General features: G+C 69.5%; 19 protein-coding genes. 15 read left to right on the top strand and 4 right to left on the bottom strand.

Annotated features, from left to right (window positions below):
* The first annotated feature begins 72 nt into the window (after positions 1–72).
* Genes acsA through LDO13_RS01880 form a run of 5 tightly spaced genes read left to right on the top strand, consistent with a single transcriptional unit; the run spans position 73 to position 5,679 of the window.
* Entirely contained in the window at positions 73–1,905 is a 1,833-nt protein-coding gene (acsA, locus tag LDO13_RS01900; protein WP_224048401.1) for an acetate--CoA ligase, read from the top strand.
* A complete protein-coding gene (gene pdhA / locus LDO13_RS01895; RefSeq protein ID WP_224048400.1) occupies positions 1,902–2,963 on the top strand; it encodes a pyruvate dehydrogenase (acetyl-transferring) E1 component subunit alpha in 1,062 nt (353 codons plus the stop codon). Before acsA ends, pdhA begins: the two co-directional genes overlap by 4 nt.
* Complete coding sequence (locus LDO13_RS01890) at positions 2,960–3,940, top strand: alpha-ketoacid dehydrogenase subunit beta (RefSeq protein WP_224048399.1); 981 nt, start codon at positions 2,960–2,962, stop codon at positions 3,938–3,940. Before pdhA ends, LDO13_RS01890 begins: the two co-directional genes overlap by 4 nt.
* Complete coding sequence (locus tag LDO13_RS01885) at positions 3,933–5,390, top strand: dihydrolipoamide acetyltransferase family protein (RefSeq protein ID WP_224048398.1); 1,458 nt, start codon at positions 3,933–3,935, stop codon at positions 5,388–5,390. Before LDO13_RS01890 ends, LDO13_RS01885 begins: the two co-directional genes overlap by 8 nt.
* A gap of 46 nt (positions 5,391–5,436) precedes the next feature.
* On the top strand, positions 5,437–5,679 hold the full coding sequence (locus tag LDO13_RS01880) for an acyl carrier protein (RefSeq protein ID WP_224048397.1): 243 nt from the start codon (positions 5,437–5,439) through the stop codon (positions 5,677–5,679).
* 92 nt (positions 5,680–5,771) lie between these two features.
* On the opposite strand, the gene LDO13_RS01875 is transcribed toward LDO13_RS01880, so the two are convergent.
* Positions 5,772–7,013, bottom strand: a complete 1,242-nt coding sequence (locus LDO13_RS01875; protein ID WP_224048396.1) for an FAD-dependent oxidoreductase — start codon at positions 7,011–7,013, stop codon at positions 5,772–5,774.
* A gap of 248 nt (positions 7,014–7,261) precedes the next feature.
* Here LDO13_RS01875 and nadE point away from each other — a divergent pair, with 248 nt between their 5' ends.
* Complete coding sequence (nadE, locus tag LDO13_RS01870) at positions 7,262–8,083, top strand: ammonia-dependent NAD(+) synthetase (protein ID WP_224048395.1); 822 nt, start codon at positions 7,262–7,264, stop codon at positions 8,081–8,083.
* 117 nt (positions 8,084–8,200) lie between these two features.
* Here the strand turns inward: nadE and LDO13_RS01865 are convergent, their stop codons facing one another.
* The gene (locus LDO13_RS01865; RefSeq protein ID WP_224048394.1) at positions 8,201–8,974 is read right to left on the bottom strand and encodes an IclR family transcriptional regulator; all 774 of its coding nucleotides are present in this window, start codon (positions 8,972–8,974) and stop codon (positions 8,201–8,203) included.
* A 200-nt stretch (positions 8,975–9,174) separates the two neighbouring features.
* Here LDO13_RS01865 and LDO13_RS01860 point away from each other — a divergent pair, with 200 nt between their 5' ends.
* Genes LDO13_RS01860 through LDO13_RS01850 form a run of 3 tightly spaced genes read left to right on the top strand, consistent with a single transcriptional unit; the run spans position 9,175 to position 11,797 of the window.
* Positions 9,175–9,897 (top strand): CoA transferase subunit A, encoded by a 723-nt coding sequence (locus tag LDO13_RS01860; protein WP_224048393.1) that lies wholly within the window; start codon positions 9,175–9,177, stop codon positions 9,895–9,897.
* Between the two features lie 32 nt (positions 9,898–9,929).
* On the top strand, positions 9,930–10,616 hold the full coding sequence (locus LDO13_RS01855) for a CoA transferase subunit B (RefSeq protein WP_224048392.1): 687 nt from the start codon (positions 9,930–9,932) through the stop codon (positions 10,614–10,616).
* Positions 10,613–11,797, top strand: a complete 1,185-nt coding sequence (locus LDO13_RS01850; protein WP_224048391.1) for an acetyl-CoA acetyltransferase — start codon at positions 10,613–10,615, stop codon at positions 11,795–11,797. Before LDO13_RS01855 ends, LDO13_RS01850 begins: the two co-directional genes overlap by 4 nt.
* Before the next feature lie 102 nt (positions 11,798–11,899).
* Here the strand turns inward: LDO13_RS01850 and LDO13_RS01845 are convergent, their stop codons facing one another.
* Complete coding sequence (locus tag LDO13_RS01845) at positions 11,900–12,634, bottom strand: ankyrin repeat domain-containing protein (protein ID WP_224048390.1); 735 nt, start codon at positions 12,632–12,634, stop codon at positions 11,900–11,902.
* Between the two features lie 75 nt (positions 12,635–12,709).
* On the opposite strand from LDO13_RS01845, the gene LDO13_RS01840 reads away from it, so the two are divergent.
* The 6 genes from LDO13_RS01840 to LDO13_RS01815 all read left to right on the top strand — a co-directional run bounded on the left by LDO13_RS01840 (position 12,710) and on the right by LDO13_RS01815 (position 19,624).
* Positions 12,710–13,051, top strand: coding sequence for a DUF1801 domain-containing protein (locus LDO13_RS01840; RefSeq protein ID WP_224048389.1), 342 nt, complete (start codon positions 12,710–12,712; stop codon positions 13,049–13,051).
* 39 nt (positions 13,052–13,090) lie between these two features.
* Positions 13,091–14,146 (top strand): zinc-dependent alcohol dehydrogenase family protein, encoded by a 1,056-nt coding sequence (locus tag LDO13_RS01835; RefSeq protein ID WP_224048388.1) that lies wholly within the window; start codon positions 13,091–13,093, stop codon positions 14,144–14,146.
* A gap of 156 nt (positions 14,147–14,302) precedes the next feature.
* Positions 14,303–14,620 carry a hypothetical protein gene (locus tag LDO13_RS01830; RefSeq protein WP_224048387.1) on the top strand — a complete coding sequence of 106 codons (318 nt, stop codon included), beginning with the start codon at positions 14,303–14,305 and terminating at the stop codon, positions 14,618–14,620.
* Between the two features lie 9 nt (positions 14,621–14,629).
* Positions 14,630–17,344: a PEP/pyruvate-binding domain-containing protein gene (locus LDO13_RS01825; RefSeq protein WP_224048386.1), complete on the top strand. Its 2,715-nt coding sequence runs from the start codon at positions 14,630–14,632 to the stop codon at positions 17,342–17,344.
* A gap of 100 nt (positions 17,345–17,444) precedes the next feature.
* A complete protein-coding gene (locus LDO13_RS01820) occupies positions 17,445–18,635 on the top strand; it encodes an alpha/beta hydrolase (RefSeq protein WP_224048385.1) in 1,191 nt (396 codons plus the stop codon).
* A 50-nt stretch (positions 18,636–18,685) separates the two neighbouring features.
* Positions 18,686–19,624, top strand: coding sequence for an alpha/beta hydrolase (locus LDO13_RS01815; RefSeq protein ID WP_224048384.1), 939 nt, complete (start codon positions 18,686–18,688; stop codon positions 19,622–19,624).
* On the opposite strand, the gene LDO13_RS01810 is transcribed toward LDO13_RS01815, so the two are convergent.
* A complete protein-coding gene (locus tag LDO13_RS01810; RefSeq protein WP_224048383.1) occupies positions 19,621–20,364 on the bottom strand; it encodes a glycosyltransferase family A protein in 744 nt (247 codons plus the stop codon). The two genes, LDO13_RS01815 and LDO13_RS01810, sit on opposite strands and share 4 nt — an antisense overlap.
* Positions 20,365–20,453 lie beyond the last annotated feature (89 nt).

Here is a 20,453-nt window from a genome sequence, read left to right as displayed (position 1 = left end):
AAGATTCCCGGGCAGCCGGCGCCGGGCCTTATTACTCTAGGCAGCCACGCCGGGCAGGAGTCCGATGGAACCATGACGGCAGGAACGGATCCTTCCACCCGCTGGCCCATCATCCCCAAAGACGTCGGCAGCTTCCGGGTCCGGCCGAACCTGGTGGACTATGACGCCGCGCGCGCCGCGTTCTCCTGGGACGAAGCCCGCCGCGAGCTGTCCGGGCTGCCCGGCGGCCGCGGCGTCAACATCGCTTACGAGGCGGTGGACCGGCATGCCGCCGGCGGGCACGCGGGGCACGAGGCGCTGCGGTTCGTCCGGGCCGACGGCAGCAGCCACTCCCTCACCTTCGCGGAACTCGCCGGGCAGACCAACCGCTTCGCCAGCGTGCTCCGGAGCCTCGGCATCGGGCGGGGCGAGCGCGTCTTCTCACTCACCGGCCGCGGTCCGGCGCTCTACATTGCCGTGCTGGGAACCCTCAAGAACGCCAGCGTCTTCTGTCCGCTGTTCTCCGCTTTCGGCCCCGAACCCGTCCGCCAGCGGCTGCACCTGGGCTCCGGCCGGGCCCTGGTCACCACACGTGCGCTGTACCGAAAGAAAATAGCCCAGCTCCGCGACTCACTCCCGGAGCTCCGGCACGTGCTGCTGACCGATGCAGATGGCCGCCCGGAGCCGGGCACCCTGGACCTCACCGCGCTGATGCGCGCGGCGCCGGCCGACGGTGAGGCGGCCGCGACACAGGCCGAGGACATGGCGCTGCTGCACTTCACATCCGGGACCACCGGAACGCCCAAGGGCGCCATTCACGTGCACGACGCCGTCACCGCGCACCATGCGACCGGCACTACCGCCCTGGACCTGCATCCGGAGGACATCTACTGGTGCACGGCCGACCCGGGCTGGGTCACCGGCACCTCGTACGGCGTGATCGCGCCGCTGACCCACGGAGTGACGACCATCGTGGACGAGGAGGAGATGGACCCGGACCGCTGGTACCGGATCCTCGCCGAACAGCACGTCACGGTCTGGTACACCGCGCCCACAGCGCTGCGGATGCTTATGAAAGCCGGCGCGGACCGCGCCCGGGGCCATGACCTGTCCGCCCTGCGCTTCGTCGCCAGCGTCGGTGAACCGCTTAACCCCGAAGTCGTCGTCTGGGGCCAGGAGGCCTTTGGCCAGCCCGTGCATGACAACTGGTGGCAGACCGAAACCGGCGGGATCATGATCTCCAACTATGCCGCCACCGAGATCCGCCCCGGTTCGATGGGCCGGCCGCTGCCCGGCGTCGAGGCGGGCATCGTGGCCCGGGACGCGCAGGACAAGCCGGTCGTCCGCGACGGCGAGGCGGTCCTCGTGACGGCGCCGGACGCGGTGGGCGAACTGGCCCTGCGTCCGGGCTGGCCCTCCATGTTCCGCGGCTACCTGCACGAGGAGGAACGCTACCGCCGCTGCTTTGCGGGCGGCTGGTACCTCACCGGCGACCTCGCCAAGCGCGACGCCGACGGGTACTACTGGTTCGTCGGACGCGGCGACGACGTGATCAAGTCCTCGGGGCACCTGATCGGCCCCTTCGAGGTGGAAAGCTGCCTCATGGAGCACGACGCCGTGGCCGAGGCAGGGGTGATCGGGGTCCCCGACCCGGTGGCCGGCGAGGTGGTCAAGGCCTTCGTGGAGCTGCGGCCCGGCCGGCAGCCGTCCGAGGAACTGCAGCTGGAGATCATCGGCTTTGCCCGGAAGAAGCTCGGCCCCGCCGTGGCGCCGAGGCTGCTGGAGTTCACCGTTGCCCTCCCCCGGACCCGCAGCGGCAAGATCCTCCGGCGGCTGCTCAAGGCCCGCGAGCTGGGCCTGCCGGAAGGCGACACGTCCACCATTGAGACACCTGCTGGGGCGCCGGAGCCGGAGGCACGGAAATGACCGGACCGCTCGAGCCTCCGGCCCGCCCCCTGGACCCGGCGCACGGCCGGCACCTGCTGCTGCAGATGCTGCGTGTTCGCCGGCTGGAGGAAAAATGCGTCGAGCTCTACAGCGCCGCCAAGATCCGCGGCTTCCTGCACGTGTACATCGGCGAGGAAGCGGTGGCGGCAGGCGTCCTGGAAACGCTGGAGCCGGACGACGCCGTCCTCGCCACCTACCGGGAACACGGCCATGCCCTGCTCCGCGGGGTCCCTGCCGGGGCGATCCTCGCCGAGATGTACGGCTGCGTCGAGGGCTGCTGCCGGGGCCGGGGCGGCTCCATGCATCTCTTCGACGCCGCCACGCGCTTCTACGGGGGCAACGCGATCGTTGCCGGCGGGCTGCCGCTCGCCGTCGGAATGGCGCTCGCGGACAAGATGTCCGGCCGCTCCCGCGCCACTGTGTGCTTCTTCGGTGAGGGCGCCGTCGCGGAGGGTGAATTCCACGAGAGCCTCAACCTCGCCGCGCTCTGGCAGCTTCCTGTGCTCTTCTGCTGCGAAAACAACCTCTACGCCATGGGAACCGCGCTGGGCCGTTCGGAATCCCAGACGGACATTGCCCTCAAGGCCGCCGGCTACGAGATAGCGGCCTGGGCCGTGGACGGCATGGACGTCCTCGCCGTCGAAGACGCCGCCCGCCGCGCCGTCGAGGCGGTCCGCGCCGGGGGCGGACCGCACTTCCTCGAACTGCGCACCTACCGATTCCGGGCCCACTCGATGTTCGACCCGGAACGGTACCGGGACAAAGCCGAAGTAGCCCAATGGCTCGAACGCGACCCCATCGCCCTGCTCCGCGCCTCGATGGAGGCCGCAGGCCAGCTCTCCGCCCAGGAGTGGAGCCAGCTGCAGGCGGACGCCGATGCCGAGGTCACGGCCGCCGTCGGGTTCGCCGAAACCGGGACGCTCGAACCCGTGGAGGACCTGGCCCGCTTCGTCTACAGCGAGCGCACTGGCGACCGCGCCGGGGAGCGTGCCGGGGACAACGGGGCCGGCGCTGGCGGCCGTCGGAGCCGGCCATGAAATCCAGCTACCGCGAGGCGCTCCGGGCCGGGATCCGCGACGCGATGCTCCGCGACGAAAGGGTCTTCCTGATGGGCGAAGACGTGGGCTCCTATGGCGGGTCCTTCGCCGTAAGCCTGGGGCTGCTGGAGGAATTCGGCCCGGACCGCATCCGTGACACCCCGCTGTCCGAGTCCGGTTTCGTCGGCGCCGGCATCGGGGCGGCCTTGGCCGGAATGCGTCCGATTGTGGAGATCATGACCGTCAACTTCAGCCTGCTGGCCCTCGACCAGATCGTGAACAACGCGGCCAGCCTGCTTCACATGTCCGGCGGACAGTTCAACGTCCCCATCGTGATCCGGATGACCACGGGTGCCGGCCGCCAGCTGGGCGCCCAGCATTCGCACAGCCTGGAGGGCTGGTTCGCGCACATCCCCGGCCTGCGCATCCTGGCCCCCGCCACCCTGGCCGACGCCCGCGGGATGTTGTGGACAGCGCTGCAGGACCCCGATCCGGTGCTGATCTTCGAACACGGCTCGCTCTACAACGTCGCCGGCGAACTCGACGACGATGCCGGGGCCGTGGACATCGACACCGCCGCCGTGCGGCGGCCCGGCACGGACATCACGCTGATCACCTACGGCGGGACACTTCCCGCCGTTCTCGACGCCGCCGGCCAGCTTGAGGCCGGGGGTATCGACGCCGAAGTGCTGGACCTGCGCACGCTCCGCCCCCTCGACGACGCCGCCATCCTCGCCTCCGTCCGCAAGACCCACCGCGCCGTGGTGGTGGATGAAGGCTGGCGCAGCGGCAGCATCTCCGCCGAAATCAGCGCCCGGATCACCGAAAACGCGTTCTACGACCTGGACGCGCCGGTGGGCCGGGTCTGCAGCGCCGAAGTGCCGATCCCCTACGCCAAGCATCTGGAACTTGCGGCACTGCCGTCTGTGGACCGGATCACCGCGGCGGCCCGGCAGGCGGTCAGCGCCGGTGGCTGACTTCCTGATGCCCTCGCTCGGGGCCGACATGGAACACGGCAAGATCGTCGAATGGCTGGTCAAGCCCGGCGACTACGTCCGCCGCGGCGATCTCGTGGCAGTGGTGGACACGGACAAGACCGTCATGGACGTGGAGTCCTTCCAGGAGGGAGTGGTCGCCGAACTGCTCGTGGATCCCGGGGCGACGGTTCCGATCGGGACGCCGCTGGCCCGCATCACCCCGACTCCGGCGGAGACCGGGACCGGGACCGGGACCGGAGCCCCTGTCCCGCCGCCCGCCCCTGTCCCGTCATCCGCCGCCGGGGCGCCCCCGGCCCGGGCTGCCGCCGCGCCGACCGCCGCTGTACAGACCGCCGCTGTACAGACCGCCCCGGGGGACGCTCCCCCGATCGCGCCGCCGCTGCGGCATCTGGCCCACAGGCTGGGAGTCGATCCGGCCAGGATCCACGGGACCGGCAAGGGCGGCGCCATCACGCGGGCCGACGTGGAGCACGCCGTCGCGGCGAGGCCGTCCGCCGGACGCGTGCGTTCCTCGCCCCGGGCCCGGAGGCTCGCCGCCGAACTCGGCGTCGAGCTTGCGTCCGTCAGCGGCACCGGCCCGGAGGGTGCCGTGACCGTGGCGGACGTCCAGCTCGCCGCAGGCAGCAGGACACCGGCCGCGGTTCCGGTCGCCGGGGGCCCCGGGGAAGGTGTCCCGGAGGCAGGTACGGCCGGGACCGCTCCCCCGCCGGAAGGACAGGCAACGGAGGCGCCCCAGGCGGGCAAAACAGCAGAGGCCCGCGAGCGCGTTGCCAGCCTGCGCCGCGCCGTCGGCGCCCTGATGTCGCGGTCGAAGAAGACCATCCCGCACTACTATCTGAGCACCACCCTGGACCTACGGGCCGCCGTCGAATGGATGCAGTCCGTCAACGCGCAGCGCCCGGTGGCCTCCCGGCTGGTCCCCTCGGCCCTCCTGCTGAAGGCCGCGGCGCTCGCGGCCAAGGACGTGCAGGAGGTCAACGGCTTCTACGACGACGGCGGGTTCCGCCCCAGCGCGTCCGTGCACCTCGGCGTCGCCGTGGCCCTGCGGCAGGGCGGCATCGTGGCCCCCGCCATCCACGACGCCGACACGCTGGCCGTGGACGTGCTGATGGAGCAGTTGCGGGACCTCGTCAGCCGTGCCCGCGCCGGCCGGCTGCAGCGCGCCGAGATGGCGGACCCCACCATCACAGTGACCAATCTCGGCGATCTGGGTGTGGAGAGCGTCTTCGGTGTGATCTATCCCCCGCAGGTCGCGATGCTCGGCTTGGGCAGGGTCATGGAACAACCCTGGGCGCAAAACGGCATGCTCGGCATCCGTCCCGCCGTTATTGCCACGCTCTCCGCGGACCACCGGGTCAGCGACGGCCTGCGCGGCGGCCGCTACTTGACCCGGATCGACGAGCTGCTGCAGAAGCCGGAGGAACTGTGAACAGGCGGGTTCGGAAAACGGGTGGGATCGAAAAACGGGAGGAACCATGAAGGAAGACGAAGCCCGGGCGGCGGTTCAGGCCGCGATCGGCAAGGTGGCGCCGGACGTGGACCTGGCCGAGGTGGATGAGGACTCCCGGCTGCGGCAGGATCTGGAGCTCGACTCGCTGGACTTCCTCCGGCTCGTCGAAACGATCGACACGGCCACCGGCGTCGACATCCCGGAGCGGGACTACCCGGACGTTGCCACCGTCAAGGGGCTGATCGGCTACCTGGCGGCCCACGGCTGAAGCATCCGTTGCTCCACGCCCGCCCTTTTGGAAGCGCTAAAGGGCGGCTGCGGAGCAGTGGGCGGGGACGGCGGGCCGCACTGAGCGGCCCGCTACGAACGCTGCGGGGTGCGCCGGGCGAAGGCGGGCGCGTGTTCGGGCCGCGGCCCGAAGGCGATGAAGCGGGGGATGATGGTCCGGAACGCCGGAACGTGCCGGGCGACGAAGAGTGCCGCAGCCGGAAACTTTGTCCGTTTCCCGGACAGGATCGGGCCGAAGATCGCGTGTTGCATGACCCGTTGGGCGGACTGCACAATGACGGTGGGCAGCCGCCGCCGTCGTTCCACTTTCTCCAGGTCTGCCGTTGTCACCCGCCCCCGGAGCAGTGGGGGGGCCAGGAACTCAGCGGCGGCAGCAGCGTCCTGGATGGCGAGGTTGATTCCGACGCCGCCGGCCGGGGACATCGCATGCGCCGCATCCCCGATGCACAGCAGCCCGTTGATGTGCCATGAATGCAGCCGGTTCAGGCGCACATCCAGCCAGTGGAGGTCGTCGAGGGACGCGATGGCGTCAACACGGTCCGCAAGGTCCGGGCGGAGCGCCGCAACCCGCCGCCGGAAGCCCTCGACGCCTTCCGCGCGGATCCGGGCGTCGGCGCCCTTGGCCGCGAGGTAGCCCATTTGGTAGTAGTCGTTGCGGAACAGGGCCAGCAGTGCCTCGCCGGGGCCGAACGCCGGGACGAGCCCCGCCACCTCACCCGTTTCGGAGGGATAGCGGGGCAGCCGGAACCACCAGGTGTCGAAGGGCACCGGGAACTCCTGTGGCGCCAGCCCGGCCGCGGTGCGCAGCGCAGAATGGCGGCCGTCTGTGGCAACAACGAGGTCCGCCAGGAGTTCGTCATGTGCGCCGTCGGGGGTCCGGAAGCGGACTCCGCGGACCCTGCCCCCGTTGCGGACCAGCCCGGTGGCCGTGTGGCTCATGAGCAGCTTGAATCCCGGTTCCTGGGCGGCGGCTCCGGCGAGGAAGCTCAGGAAATCCCATTGCGGCATCATGGCGATGTAGTTGTACGGCGGCGGCAAGGCATCAAAGTCGCCCATGGTCACGGGCGGCCCGCCGGGGACCGGGAATACGACATTCTTCAGGCGGCTCTGCGGGAGCCGGCGGAATTCGTCGCCGAGTCCTAGTTCGTCAATGAGCCGGATGGTGGACGGATGCACGGTGTCGCCGCGGAAGTCGCGCAAGAAGTCCGCGTGCTTCTCCAAAACCGTTACCCGCACCCCGGCCCGTGCCAGAAGCAAGCCAAGCATCATCCCCGCAGGTCCACCACCCACCACCGCACATCCGGTCGTCTCCATGGCCATACGCTACGCCTGCCCGCGGTGGCGCGGGAGGGGTTATTTGCGCACGTTTCGGGTAGGCACGGCGGTTCCGGACCGGCGCGCCGGGGATCCGCGTAGCGCCGGTCCGAAACCCTGGCGCCTCAACAGGCCCGGCGCGGCAGGCCTCCTGACTGCGGAGGTTGGCGCAGGGCGTTGGAGCGGCGCAGCGCCACGCTGACGGACTTAGTTGAGCATGGTTGACACTGCTGACTAGGCTGGATCACATGCGCGAACTCCAGGCCAGGATCATTGAAGAAATGGGCGTCCAGCCCCGGATCGACCCCGCCGGGGAGGTGCGCAAACGCGTCACGTTCCTCAAGGAGTACCTCAAGGCCACGCATACCAAGGGCTTCGTCCTGGGCATCTCCGGCGGTCTGGATTCCTCGCTCGCGGGCCGGCTTGCCCAGTTGGCTGTCGAGGAGCTCGCGGCCGAGGGTGTGGACGCCAACTTCGTTGCCGTCCGCTTGCCCTACGGTGTGCAGCACGACGAGGACGACGCCCAGGCGGCCCTGGACTTTATCCAGGCCAAGACCGAGTGGACGTTCAACATCTCCGCGGCCGTGGACGGGTTCGAGGACGAATTCGAGAAGACCGTGGGCAACGGGATCTCCGACTTCCATAAGGGCAACACCAAGGCCCGCACCCGCATGATCGCGCAGTACGCCCTCGCCGGCGAGCACAACTACCTGGTCATCGGAACGGACCATGGGGCGGAGTCGGTCACCGGCTTCTTCACCAAGTTCGGCGACGGCGGCGCGGACATCCTGCCGATCTTCGGACTCAACAAGCGCCAGAACAGGGCCCTGCTCGCCGAACTTGGCGCCCCGGCCCGGGTCTGGGAGAAGGTCCCGACGGCAGACCTCCTGGACGGCCAGCCGGGCCGCACGGATGAGGACGAGCTGGGCCTGACGTACGACCAGATCGACGACTACCTCGAGGGCCGCGAGGTCCCGGACGCCGTGGCCGCGTCCATCGAGCAGAAATATCTCCGCACCCGGCACAAGCGCACGGTCCCGGTCACCATCTTTGATACCTGGTGGAAGTAGCCGGCACCCCGCGCTCCGGGGGCATTTTGAGCCCCCGCTGGACCGTTTAGCGGCCATCGCCCGGCGTGTCCGTGTCGATGTGCCCCCGGACAGCAGCCGGTAGCCCCCTGGCCCGGTTTAGCGGCCCTGCAGCAGCGTCGAGATCCGGTGCGCCTCATCCATCAGCAGGCGGCCCAGCAGCTCCTGCCGTTCGCCCTTGAAGCGCGGCTCAATCCCGGTCAGGGACAGCGCCCAGGCGGGGCGGCCGCGCTGGTCGAAGACTGCGGCTCCCATCCCCCAACTGCCTTCGAGCACCAGCCCGGGATTCACCGAATAGCCGGCCTGCCGCGTCGCTTCAAGGTTCGCCCGGACCAGGTCCTCGGTGTGCGCCGCCGCGAAATCGCCGGCGTGCTCTGCCCAGCCGGCCAGCAGCTCCTCCTGCTCGTTCTCGGGCAGGAACGCCATGATGGCGGTGCCGGCGGATGCCACCCCGAGCGGGAAGCGGACGCCTTCGTGCAGCACGAAGGACCGCACCGGGAAGCTCCCCTCCTCCCGCAGCAGGCACACAGTTTCGGCCCCGCGCCGGATGGAGAAGAACGCGCTTTCGCCGGTCTCCTCGGCGAGCCGGCGGAGGCTGGGCCGGGCGATGTCCTCCAGCGGGAAACGCGCGGAGGCCACGGAGCCCATCAGCAGGATCTCCGGCCCCAGCACCCAGTTGCCGCTCTGCGGGTCCTGGTCCAGCAGCCCCTCGGCGGCCAGCGAAGACAGCAGCCGGTGCACGGTGGGGCGCGTTAGCCCGGATTCCCGGACGAGTTCCCCGAGCGGGGAGCCTTCCGGTTTCCGTCCGACAATGCGCAGCAGGGACGCGACACGGCTGACGACCTGAGCGCCCTGGACCGGTAGAGAATTCATCTTTTTCCTCGCGAAGTTGCGTTTGACCGCCCAAATTATCCATATTGTGGACAGTCTCAAGCCTACCGTCCACACTGTAAAAACGGCACCCTGAAGGCCAAAACCACCCGTTGACAGCCCCCTTTTCGGCACCGTAGGCTCCAACAGCAGAACTACGGTCCACAACGTGGATTGCACCAAGAGCTCAATGAGGAGAAGCAATGTCAAAGGTGAAATCCGGGGCGGCCGCCGCGCTGCAGGACGTACTGCGGGACGGCATGACACTCGCCGTCGGAGGCTTTGGCCTGAGCGGCATCCCCGCCGACCTGATCGAGGCCGTGCGCGATTCGGGCGTCAAGAACCTCACGGTCGTGTCCAACAACATGGGCGTGGACGGCAAAGGCCTCGGCGTGCTGATTGAAGCCGGCCAGGTCAGCAAAGTCATCGCGTCCTACGTGGGCGAAAACAAGCTCTTCGCCGAGCAGTACCTCGCCGGCAATCTGGAAGTCGAGTTCACCCCGCAGGGCACCCTCGCCGAGCGCCTCCGCGCCGGCGGCGCCGGCATCCCGGCCTTCTACACCAAGACCGGCGTCGGCACCCTCGTCGCCGAAGGCAAGCCGCTCGCGGAGTTCGACGGCGAAACATACGTCCAGGAACGCGCCATCAAGGCCGACGTCGCACTGGTACACGCCCACACCGCCGACACCGACGGCAACCTGATCTACCGCTACACCGCCCAGAACTTCAACCCGGTGGTCGCCACGGCCGGCGCTGTCACCGTCGCGGAGGCCGAGGTGATCGTGGAACCCGGCCAGCTGGACCCGAACCACATCGTCACCCCCGGCGTCTTCGTCCAGCGGCTGGTCCAGGCCAGCGGCCGGGTCAAGGACATCGAACAGCGGACCGTCCGCCCCCGCACCGAAGCCGCATCCGTTCCGGCCTAAGCGCCGCCCCTACTTTCTTCAGGAGAATCACCATGGCTTGGACCCGGAATGAAATGGCCGCCATCGCGGCCGAAGAACTCAACGACGGCGACTACGTCAACCTCGGCATCGGCATCCCCACGCTGGTCGCCAACAACCTGCGCGACGGCGTCCGCGTCGTCCTGCAGAGCGAGAACGGCCTGCTCGGCATGGGCCCGTTCCCCTACGAGGGCGAGGAGGATGCGGACCTGATCAACGCGGGCAAGCAGACCGTCACGGTCCTGCCCGGAGGGAGCATCTTCGACTCCGCCACGTCCTTCGGCATGATCCGCGGCGGACACGTCAAGGTCGCCATCCTCGGCGCCATGCAGGTCTCCGGCGCCGGCGACCTCGCCAACTGGACCATCCCCGGAAAGATGGTCAAGGGCATGGGCGGCGCCATGGACCTCGTCGCCGGCACCCCGCGCGTTGTGGTCCTCACCGAACACAACGCCAAGGACGGCACCGCCAAGATCGTCAAGGAGTGCACCCTGCCGCTCACCGGCCTGAGCTGCGTCGACCGGATCATCAGCGACCTGGCGGTGTTCGACTTGGATAGGGTCGACGGCGTCCGGCGGCTCACGCTTACCCGCCTCGCCCCGGGCGTCACAGTGGCGGAGATTCGTGAAAAGACGGAGGCGGAGTTCGACGTCGCCCCCTCCCTCGACGAAAGCGCCACCTTTGAAGGCGCCACGGCATGAGCCTCAAGGAGCAGTTCGGCAAAGATGTCCTGCTGACCGGCTGGGGTCACAGCCGGTTCGGCAAACTCACGGACGAGACCCTCGAATCCCTGATCGTCCAGGTCGCCACGGAGGCGATCGGCAACGCCGGGATCGAGCCGGGCCAGATCGACGAAATCTACCTCGGCCAGTTCAACTCCGGCATGATGCCGCTGGCGTTCCCGTCCTCGCTGGCCCTGCAGGTCTCCGAGCAACTGGCCAACGTCCCGTCCACGCGGGTCGAGAACGCCTGCGCCTCCGGCTCGGCCGCGTTCCAGCAGGGCACAAAGTCGCTGCTGGCCGGCACCGCGAAGACCGTCCTCGTGGTCGGCGCCGAAAAGATGACGCACGCGGGCGCCGACGTCGTGGGCGCGGCCTTGCTCGGCGCCGACTACGACATGGCCGGCAAGGCCTCCAGCACCGGGTTCACGGGGCTCTTTGCCGAGGTGGCGAAGCACTACGAGAAGCGCTACGGACCGGTTTCGGACGTCCTGGGCACCATCGCGGCGAAGAACCACCGCAACGGCGTCGACAACCCCTACGCCCAGCTCCGCAAGGACCTCGGCGAGGAGTTCTGCCGCACCGTCTCGGACAAGAACCCGATGGTCGCCGACCCGCTGCGCCGCACGGACTGCTCGCCCGTGTCCGACGGCGCGGCCGCCGTCGTGCTCAGCGTCGCCCCCACCGGCGGCGCCACGGCACCCGTGCGGCTTGCCGGCTTCGGCCAGGCGAACGACTTCTTCCCGACCGACCGCCGGGACCCCACCGCGTTCGCCGCGACCCGGGCTTCCTGGCAGCGCGCGCTGGGGATGGCCGGCGTCGGCCTCGGGGAGTTGGACTTCGCCGAGGTCCACGACTGCTTCACCATCGCCGAGCTGCTGATGTATGAGGCGTTGGGGCTGACCGAACCGGGTCAGGGTTCCCGCGCCGTGCAGGAAGGCTGGGTCTTCAAGGACGGCAAGCTGCCCATCAACGTCTCCGGCGGACTCAAGGCCAAGGGCCACCCCGTCGGCGCCACAGGTGTCTCCCAGCACGTCATCGCCGCCATGCAGCTCACCGGCACCGCCGGCGACATGCAGCTGCCCGCGGCCCGGCGTGCCGCGGTGCAGAACATGGGCGGCGTCGGCATCGCGAACTACGTCAGCGTGCTCGAAGCCGTCTAGGGGCAAAGAGCCGCGGTTCCTCCCCACCTTTGGCGTGCTCCACCGGCGTGTTCCGGCCTGCAGCGCGGCCCCGGGGCGCAAAGGTGGGGAGGTTCCGCACCGTCACCGCGGCTGGTCGCGCTCCCGGATCAGCTTCGCGATGGCGCCGAAGCCCAGCCGTTCCGCGTTTTCCAGGGCTGTCCGGCCCTTGGGATCGCGGATGGCGGGGTCCGCGCCGGCTTCGAGGAGCTGGCGCACAACCTCCTGCTGCCGAGGACCCCCATCATTGAGCAGGATGACTTCCTGAAGGGCTGTCCAGCCCAGATTGTTGACGTGGTTGACGGGAACGCCGGCGGCTAGAAGGATCCGCACGGTGTCCACATGCCCGTGTTCACTCGCGGGAATCAGGGCCGTGCCGCCGAAGCGGTTGGTGCTGGCGACGTCGGCCCCGTTCGCGAGGGTCAGCTGCAGGATCTCGTTGAGTCCCTCGGCTCCCGCGTAGAGGAAGGCCGAGTCCTGGATGGCATCCTTGGCGTTGACGTTGGCGCCGGCCCGGATCAGCCTGGTCGCCGAGGCAACATCGTTCGCCTTGGCCGCCCTGACCAGCTGCCGGTCAAGCTCGGCCTGCGCCTCCGGAGTCAGCGCCGGCCGGGTTGGGGCCGGGGGCGGTGGGGCCGGGGGCGAGGTCTGGACCGGCGGAGGAGGCGCCTCCCGCCCCCGCGGCTCCTCAGTGTCCGCGTCGCAACCGGCGAGCGCGGCTGCCACCACGACGGCCAGGCACACACCGACGGCCCCTACCAGCCTCCGCCGCGCACCGCGCACTGCCCCCGGTCCGAGCCGCGTCTTGCGCCTCCCCATAGACCAGAGCCTACTGCGCCGTGCCGGCAATGGCCGTGGCTCCGGAGTCCGGCGGCCCGGGAGTAGACTCCGGGCATGGGATCCGTCGACGACGCCCTGGCCGCCCTGCCTGGACCTGCCCGCGATGCCCTGCAGCGGGTCATCGACATCGCGCGGGCTTCGGCCCCCGACGCCGTCGACGGTGTCAGCTATGGCATGCCCGCGCTGAAAGTCCACGGAAAGCCGCTCATTGGCGTGACGGCGAGCGCCAAGCATCTCTCCGTCTTCCCGTTCTCGTCCGCGGTCGTGGCGGCCGTCGCGTCCCGGCTTGATGGTTTCTCCGTGTCCAAAGGAACCATCCGCTTCTCAGCGGACCACCCCATCCCTGACGAGGTCCTGGCGGAAATCGTCCGGCTCCGGCTCGCGGAGATCACCTAGACTCGAGTGAATCCCCTGCCCGCAATCTGAGGAGCCTCCATGCGCGCCACGATCATCCACGCCCCCGGTGACATCCGGGTCGAAGACCGCGACTACCCCACCGTCCAGCTGCCCACCGACGCCGTCGTGAAAGTCACCGCGTCGTGCGTCTGCGGCTCGGACCTGTGGCCTTACCGGGGCGTGAAACCCACCCGCCGGCCCACTGCGATCGGCCACGAGTTCATCGGCACCGTGGAGAGCATCGGCTCCGGGATCACCGGCCTGGAAGTCGGCGATCTCGTGATCGCGCCGTTCGTGGTCAGCTGCGGGGCCTGCCCGCAGTGCCTCAACGGCGTCACCGTGGCCTGCGAGCACCTCGCCGGCTGGGGCGGCAAGGACGACACCGGGCACGCGATCGACGGCGGCCAGGGCCAGGCGGTCCGCGTCCCGCTGGCCGATTCCACCCTCGTCAAGGTTCCCGGCATCACGGAGCCGGATGACGCCCTCCGCAAGAGCCTGCTCACGCTGTCCGATGTGATGGCGACCGGCCACCACGCGGCCCTCGCCGCAAAGGCCGGACCGGGCCGGACCGTCGTGGTGGTGGGCGACGGCGCCGTCGGACTCTGCGGGGTGCTGGCCGCCAAGCGGCTCGGGGCGGAAAGGATCATCGCGATGTCCCGCCACGCGGACCGGCAGGCGATCGCCCGCGAATTCGGTGCCACCGACATCGTGGAAGAGCGCGGGGACGAGGGCGTCGCCAAGGTCCGCGAACTCCTCGGCGGGGTGCTGGCCGATTCCGTCCTTGAGTGTGTCGGCACCAAGGAAGCAATGGAGCAGGCGCTGCACAGCACCCGCCCGGGCGGGGCGCTGGGCTTCGTTGGCGTCCCCACCGGCGGCAGCGAGGTCCCGCTGCGCTACCTCTTCGACACGAACATCTCCATCGGCGGCGGCATGGCCCCGGCCCGGACCTACATCCCGGAACTGCTGGCGGACGTCCTCGACGGCACCATCAACCCGGGCCGCGTCTTCGACGTCGTTATGCCGCTGGAGGAAGCGCCGGAGGCCTACCGCGCCATGGACGAACGCCGCGCCATCAAGGTCCTGCTGACCCCCTGACCACGCCCGACGGCGGCGGCGCGGGACTGGTGCGCGGGCCCCGGCAGGGTCCCGCCTGCCGCCGCGCGCAGGGGCCCTTGGGCCGGCTCTTGTTCTCCCGAGGCCCGAGGGTCTAGCGTGAAGCGCATCAGCATCCGCCGCCGATGAGGAGCCGTCATGGCCAGGTTCGTGCAGATCATCGAATTCCAGACCGCCCGCATTGAGGAAATTGAAGCCCTGGGCCGGCCGTCCAGGACCGAAGGAAGCACCGCTCCCACCTTCCGCCGAATCCTGGCCACCGCGGACCGTGACCGCCCCGGAACGTATCTCACCATCGTCGAATTCGACTCCTACGATTCGGCCATGGAGAACTCCGGCCGGCCGGAGACCTCCGACTTCGCCGCCAGGATGGCGGCCCTCTGCGATGGGCCGCCGGTGTTCCGGAACTTGGACGTGATGTGGGAGGACGACGGTGCCACCGCGGATAACCCGTAGGCGCAAACCATGGACTCTGAACACAATGCCGCAGAGCCCCTTGTGCTGGACCTCCGTGGGGCCGGCGCTGCGCCGCTGCGGCTGGTGGGCGGCAAAGCCCTGAACCTCGGGAAGCTCGTGGCGGCCGGGTTGCCGGTGCCGGGCGGGTTCTGCCTGACAACCGTCGCCTACGACCTGGCGGCACCGCCCGGGCTCGGCGCCCTCGCCGCCGAACTCGACGCTGTCGGTCCCGGAGCGGCGACGGCGTCGGGCCCGGCAACGCTGGCCCCGGGTGAAGTCAGCCCGGGTGAACGCAGCCCGGCCGCCGCGCGGGCCAGGCGGCTCATCGAGGAATCGCCGATCCCAGCCGAGGTGGACGCCGCGGTCAGGAAAACCTACGAGGCAATGGGCGGCAGCGTTCCGGTGGCGGTCCGGTCCTCGGCCACGGCAGAGGACCTTCCTTTCGCCAGTTTCGCGGGCCAACAGGACTCCTTCCTCGATATCACCGGCGCGGATGCGGTGGTCGAGGCGGTCCGGCGCTGCTGGGCGTCGCTGTGGAGCGAGCGGGCCGTGGCCTACCGCGCCGCCAACGGGATCAGCAACCGCGATGTCGGGCTCGCCGTCGTCGTCCAGGTCATGGTCGACGCCGCCACGGCGGGGGTCCTGTTCACCGCAAATCCCGTCACCGGGACCCGGACGGAAACGGTGATCAACGCGAGCCCCGGCTCAGGCCAGGCCGTGGTCTCGGGGGCGGTCAACCCTGACCAGTTCGTGCTGGAGACGGCGTCCGCCCAGGTCACACGGAGCACCCCGGGAGGGCCGGAATCCGGACGGAGTCCGAGCCTGAGCGGCCCGCAACTCCAGGAACTCACCGCGTTGGGGGACGGCGTCCAGCGCCTCTTTGGGGCGCCGCAGGACATCGAGTGGGCCATTGAAGCTGGCGGCAAGATCTGGCTCACCCAGTCACGCCCGATCACCACGCTGTATCCGCTGCCCGAACCCGCACCCGAAGACGCCGCAGCCGGGGCCGCGGCCCCCACCCGGGTCTACCTCTGCGGCACCCTGTTCCAGGGGCTGACCCGGCCCATCACGCCGTTGGGGCTGGCCGTCCTCGAGAAGATGCGCAACAGCAAGGGACCCTGGCGGTACGTCAACCCCGGGCTGCGGATGTACGTGGACCTCACGTCGGTGGCCCGCAGCAAGTCGGGCCGGGCCTATCTGCTGCGGGTACTCCCGCTTGCGGACGGGAGGTCCGGGGCCGTGCTTCCGGCACTGCTCGAGGATCCAAGGTTCGGCATCATCGAGCGCTCGTTCCGGGAATCCGTCCGCAAGGCCGTCCTGAGGCGCGACCGCCCGCAACCGCCGGAACGCAAAGGCAGCACCGAGCAGACAGCCAGCCTGGCTCTCATCGCGGGCCTCATTCCGGCCATGGTCCGGCCCGCATTCCGGCCCGCCGCCGAGCTGCGCCGGGCGATGAATTACGGGAAGCAGCTCGAATCCAAGCTGGTCCTGGCCGAACCCGCCAGCTCGGCCGAGCGGCTCGACTTCATCGAGCAGATATTCGGCCGGACGATCAACGGGCTGATTCAGGCCACGCTGCCGGGCCCGTCCGTTGGCTACATCATGCTGGCCGTTGCCCGCCGGCTGCTGCGCGGCATCGCGCAGCCCCGGGAGCTGGAAGCCGTGCTTCGCGGGCTCCCCCATAACATCACCACCGAAATGGACCTGGAACTCTGGCAGCTCGCCGTGTCCATCGGCGACGACCCGGTGTCGCGCGGGGAGTTCCTGGCGAAACGGCCCGAGGAGTTGTCAGCCGCCTATCTTGCCGGCCGGCTGCCGCCCCAGGCGCAGTCAGGAGTGCGCGGCTTTCTCGCCCGCTACGGCCACCGCGCTGTGGCGGAGATAGACCTCGGCATGCCGCGGTGGTCCGCGAAGCCCGACCATATCCTCGGCATGATTTCCAACTACCTCCGTGTCGAGGATCCGGAACAGGCCCCGGACCGGCAGTTCGCCCGGGCCGCCGAGCATGCGGAGGACCGGATCCGCAGCCTCGTGGAGCGGGCCCGGGACCGGAGTCCGTGGCGCGCACGGGCACTGGCGCTGAGCCTGCGCCGCGTGCGGCAGCTGGCCGGATTGCGCGAACTGCCCAAGTTCTACATCGTGTTGATACTCGGCGAGATGCACCGGCAGCTTCTGCGGATCGGCGCCGACATGGCATCGGCCGGCACCGTCGCGGCCGCGGACGACGTCTTCTTCCTCGACTTCGACGAGATCCGCGTCGGCCTGCGCGGCGCGGACCTGCACGGCATCGTCACGGCCCGCCGCCGGCTGTACGACACCGAACTGCGACGCCGGCGTATCCCCCGGCTGCTGCTCTCCGACGGCACCGACGTCGAGGCCGCGTTAATGGCGAAGTCTCCCCCATCCGGTGCCCTGGCCGGGACGCCGGCTTCGGCCGGCACCGCCACGGGCCGGGTCCGGGTGATCCTGGACCCGGTGGGCGCCCACCTGGAACCCGGCGACATCCTGGTGGCCCCGTCCACGGACCCGGGCTGGACGCCGCTGTTCATGACGGCCGGTGCACTTGTCATGGAGATGGGCGGGATCATTTCCCATGGCGCCGTGGTGGCCCGCGAGTACGGCATCCCGGCGGTCGTGGGCGTCCCGGACGCCACCACGCGGCTGCACACCGGCCAGACGGTCACTGTTGACGGGGCCGCCGGAACTATCGATGAGGAGCGGTGATCCGGCCGAAGCGGACAGCTGTCCCGCTGTAGTCCGGGCCGTGGTCACGGTCGGGCCGGCAGCACAGGTGTAGCACAGCCGTGCCAGATAGAATTGGCCCATGACCACACCGGTCCACTGGCCAACGCACCACGGGCGGTCGCTTCAGCGCCCGCCACACCGGTCAGCGCAAAAACCCTCCGGCACGTTCGGCCTGGCCCGCAGGGCGAGGAACCTCCTGCAACGGGTGCCGGTGTGGACCTGGCGGGTGCTGATGCATTCGGTGAAGGCCAGCGAGAACTCCCGCTTCAACGTCGACCCGATTACCGGCGTCGAATACTTCCATGACATCGATTTCGTGGGCGACGGCATCCGGGCCCACCGCCTCGACGTCATTACGCCCTCCGTCGTCAACCCCTCCCCCGTCACCCCCTCCCCTGCCGGCGGCGCCGGGACTGACGATGCCGGTTCCGGCAGTTCCCCGGGAACGTTGGCCGTTTACGTGTACTTCCATGGCGGCGGCTGGACGTCCGGCGACAAAGCGTCGCTGACCAAGTACTGCGCGAGCCAGGCCGAGGGCGGCATGGTGGTGGTCAACGTGAACTACCGGAAGGCGCCGCGGTTCCAGATGTCCCACGTCCTGGCGGACGCCAATGCCGCACTGGCGTGGGTCCGGCAGAACATCGCCGGCTACGGCGGCGACGCATCGCGGATCGTGCTCGGCGGCGACTCCGCGGGCGGGCAGATCGCGGCGCTCCTGACCGCGGCCAGTTTCCAGCCGGAACTGGCGCGGCACCACGGCCTGACACCGGCAGTGCCCGCGTCCGATTTCAAGGGCCTGGTCCAGCACTGCAGCGTGGTGGACTTCTCCGTCTTCTTCGAAAAAGGCTTCGTGCTGAGCTTGAACTTCATCCGTATGCTGTTGCCCGGCCTCCATCCCGGCGGCCGCACGGGGGGCCGCACCGGCAGCCTTGTCGACGGCCTGCGCCGCGCCTTTGGCGGGGTTGGCCGCTCGGGCTCCGACACCGGGCACCTGGAGGCCCTCCGCAGGGGCGCGGGATTCCTCTCGCCGATCGAATGGCTGGATTCCCGCTTCCCGCCGGTCTTTGTGACTACCTCGGAGCGGGACTTCTTCTTCGCCGCCAACATGAACTTCATTGCTCGGCTTCGTGAACATGGCGTCCACGTGGACAGCCTGATCTACGGCTGGGACAGCTCCAACACCGAACACACCTGGCAGCAGGACTTCCGCTACCCGGAATCGCAGGAAGTGTACCGCCGGCTTCACGCCTTCGTGCACAAAGTGGCCTGAGCGGCGTCCGGGCCGGCCCGGCGGCAGCCTCTCGGGGCTATGTTTAGTCCATGGTGTCTGCCGACAGCAACGAACAGAACAATCCAGAACCTGAGGGGTTCGGATCCGCGCTGGTCGATGAAGCGGCCAGACGCGATGCTGCCCTGGGCGACGTCGACTGGACCGCCCTGCCCGACGGCGCCGTGCGGGGCACGTTCGAAGCCCCCAGCGGAACACTTGCCACCCTGTCCATGGGCACTCCGGGAAATCCCCGGGTGCTCTTAATCCCGGGGGCCACCGGATCCAAGGAAGACTTTGTGCTGATGCTCCCCGAGCTGGCCGCCGCCGGATATTACGTCCTGACGTGTGACATTGCCGGCCAGTACGAATCGGCAGCGGCTGGCCCCGAGAACCTCGCGCCTCCCAGGGGCCACTACGACTACGAGCTGTTCACCAATGACCTGATCGCCATGCTCGACGCCGAGGACGGGCCCGCGCACGTCGTGGGGTATTCCTTCGCCGCGATCTTCGCCCAGCTGGCCTTCTCCCGGCGGCCGGAAAAATTCCGCAGCCTCACCCTGCTCAGCTGCCCGCCCGAACCGGGCCAGAGTTTCCGCGGGGTCCAGCGGGTCGGACGCATCAGCGGCTGGATCAGGCCACGGATCGGCGCCGCGCTGATGATACTGGGCATCCGCGTCAATGTCGTCCGCGTCCCGCCCAACCGGATACGGTTCGTGAATTACCGGTTCCGGTTCACCCGCCGGAGTTCCGTGCGCGACATCATCGGACTGATGCAGCACGCGCCGGACCTCAGGGACGAGTTGGCCGCCGCGTCGCTGCCGAAGTTCGTCGCCGTCGGTGAACATGACCTTTGGCCGCTCGCGCTGCACCGCCGCTTCGCCCAGTCCATCGGAGCGCGCATCGCGGTCTACCGGGGCGGGCATAGTCCGAGCGAGACCTCGCCGCACCAAATGAGCCGCGACCTGATCGCACTCTACGGATCCGCTTAACGGGGGTGGCCGCGTTCCCACTGCCGGCGGCGCCGGCGCCGCCGGAAGGGGCTTTCCTGCTTGAACTCGACACGGAACGTGGTCCACGCCATCGACAGCCTGCGCCCCACTGAATGCCTGCTCGCCAGCGGCCGCGCGGAGACCTGCACCCTCAGCGACGGGTCAGCGATGACCGTCACCTCGGGCGGGATCTGGTAGGAAATGTCCAGGTCATCGTGGACCGGCGGAAGGCCCCGATGGACGGAGCCCCGGATCCGGTCCCAGACGTCCGACCGCATGGCGAAATTCGAGCCAAACAGCGGAGGATGCCCCAGCAGCCAGCCGATGGCCCAGAAATACCCGGCAATGTAGACGCTCCGTCCCGCCCACCGGGCGAACCTGTTGCCGCCGTAGAAGTCGCCGGGGCCGGACACGGCCGACAGCGGGCCGGCCTTGTCAAGGATGGCCGCGACCCGCTCGAGCCAGTCGGCCGGCGGAATCGAGTCCGTGTCCAGCCTGGCGATCAGTTCGCCGCGCGCTTCATCGAAGCCGTGAGCCGTGCAGGCTGCAATTCCGGGGAGTTCGACGGCGATCCGCCGGGCGCCGGCCGCTGCGCAGACCGCCGCGGTATTGTCCGTGCTGGCATTGTCCACAACGACGATTTCGTCGGCCGGACGGGTCTGGCCGGCCAGTGCCGCGAGGCACGCGGCGAGCATGTCGGCGTCGTTCCGGGTCGGGATAACCACCGATATTGTTGCCATGGTGCCCCGACTATAGCCCCGGGACCGGACGAAATGCGCCCGTTGGCCTCTTGCACCCAGGCCCCCGGACCCGTAGGTTGGGCAACAGC

Origin of the sequence: Arthrobacter sp. NicSoilB4 (genome assembly GCF_019977335.1) — a bacterium.
Classification (GTDB): Bacteria; Actinomycetota; Actinomycetes; order Actinomycetales; family Micrococcaceae; genus Arthrobacter.
This window is presented reverse-complemented; position numbering and strand designations above follow the sequence as displayed.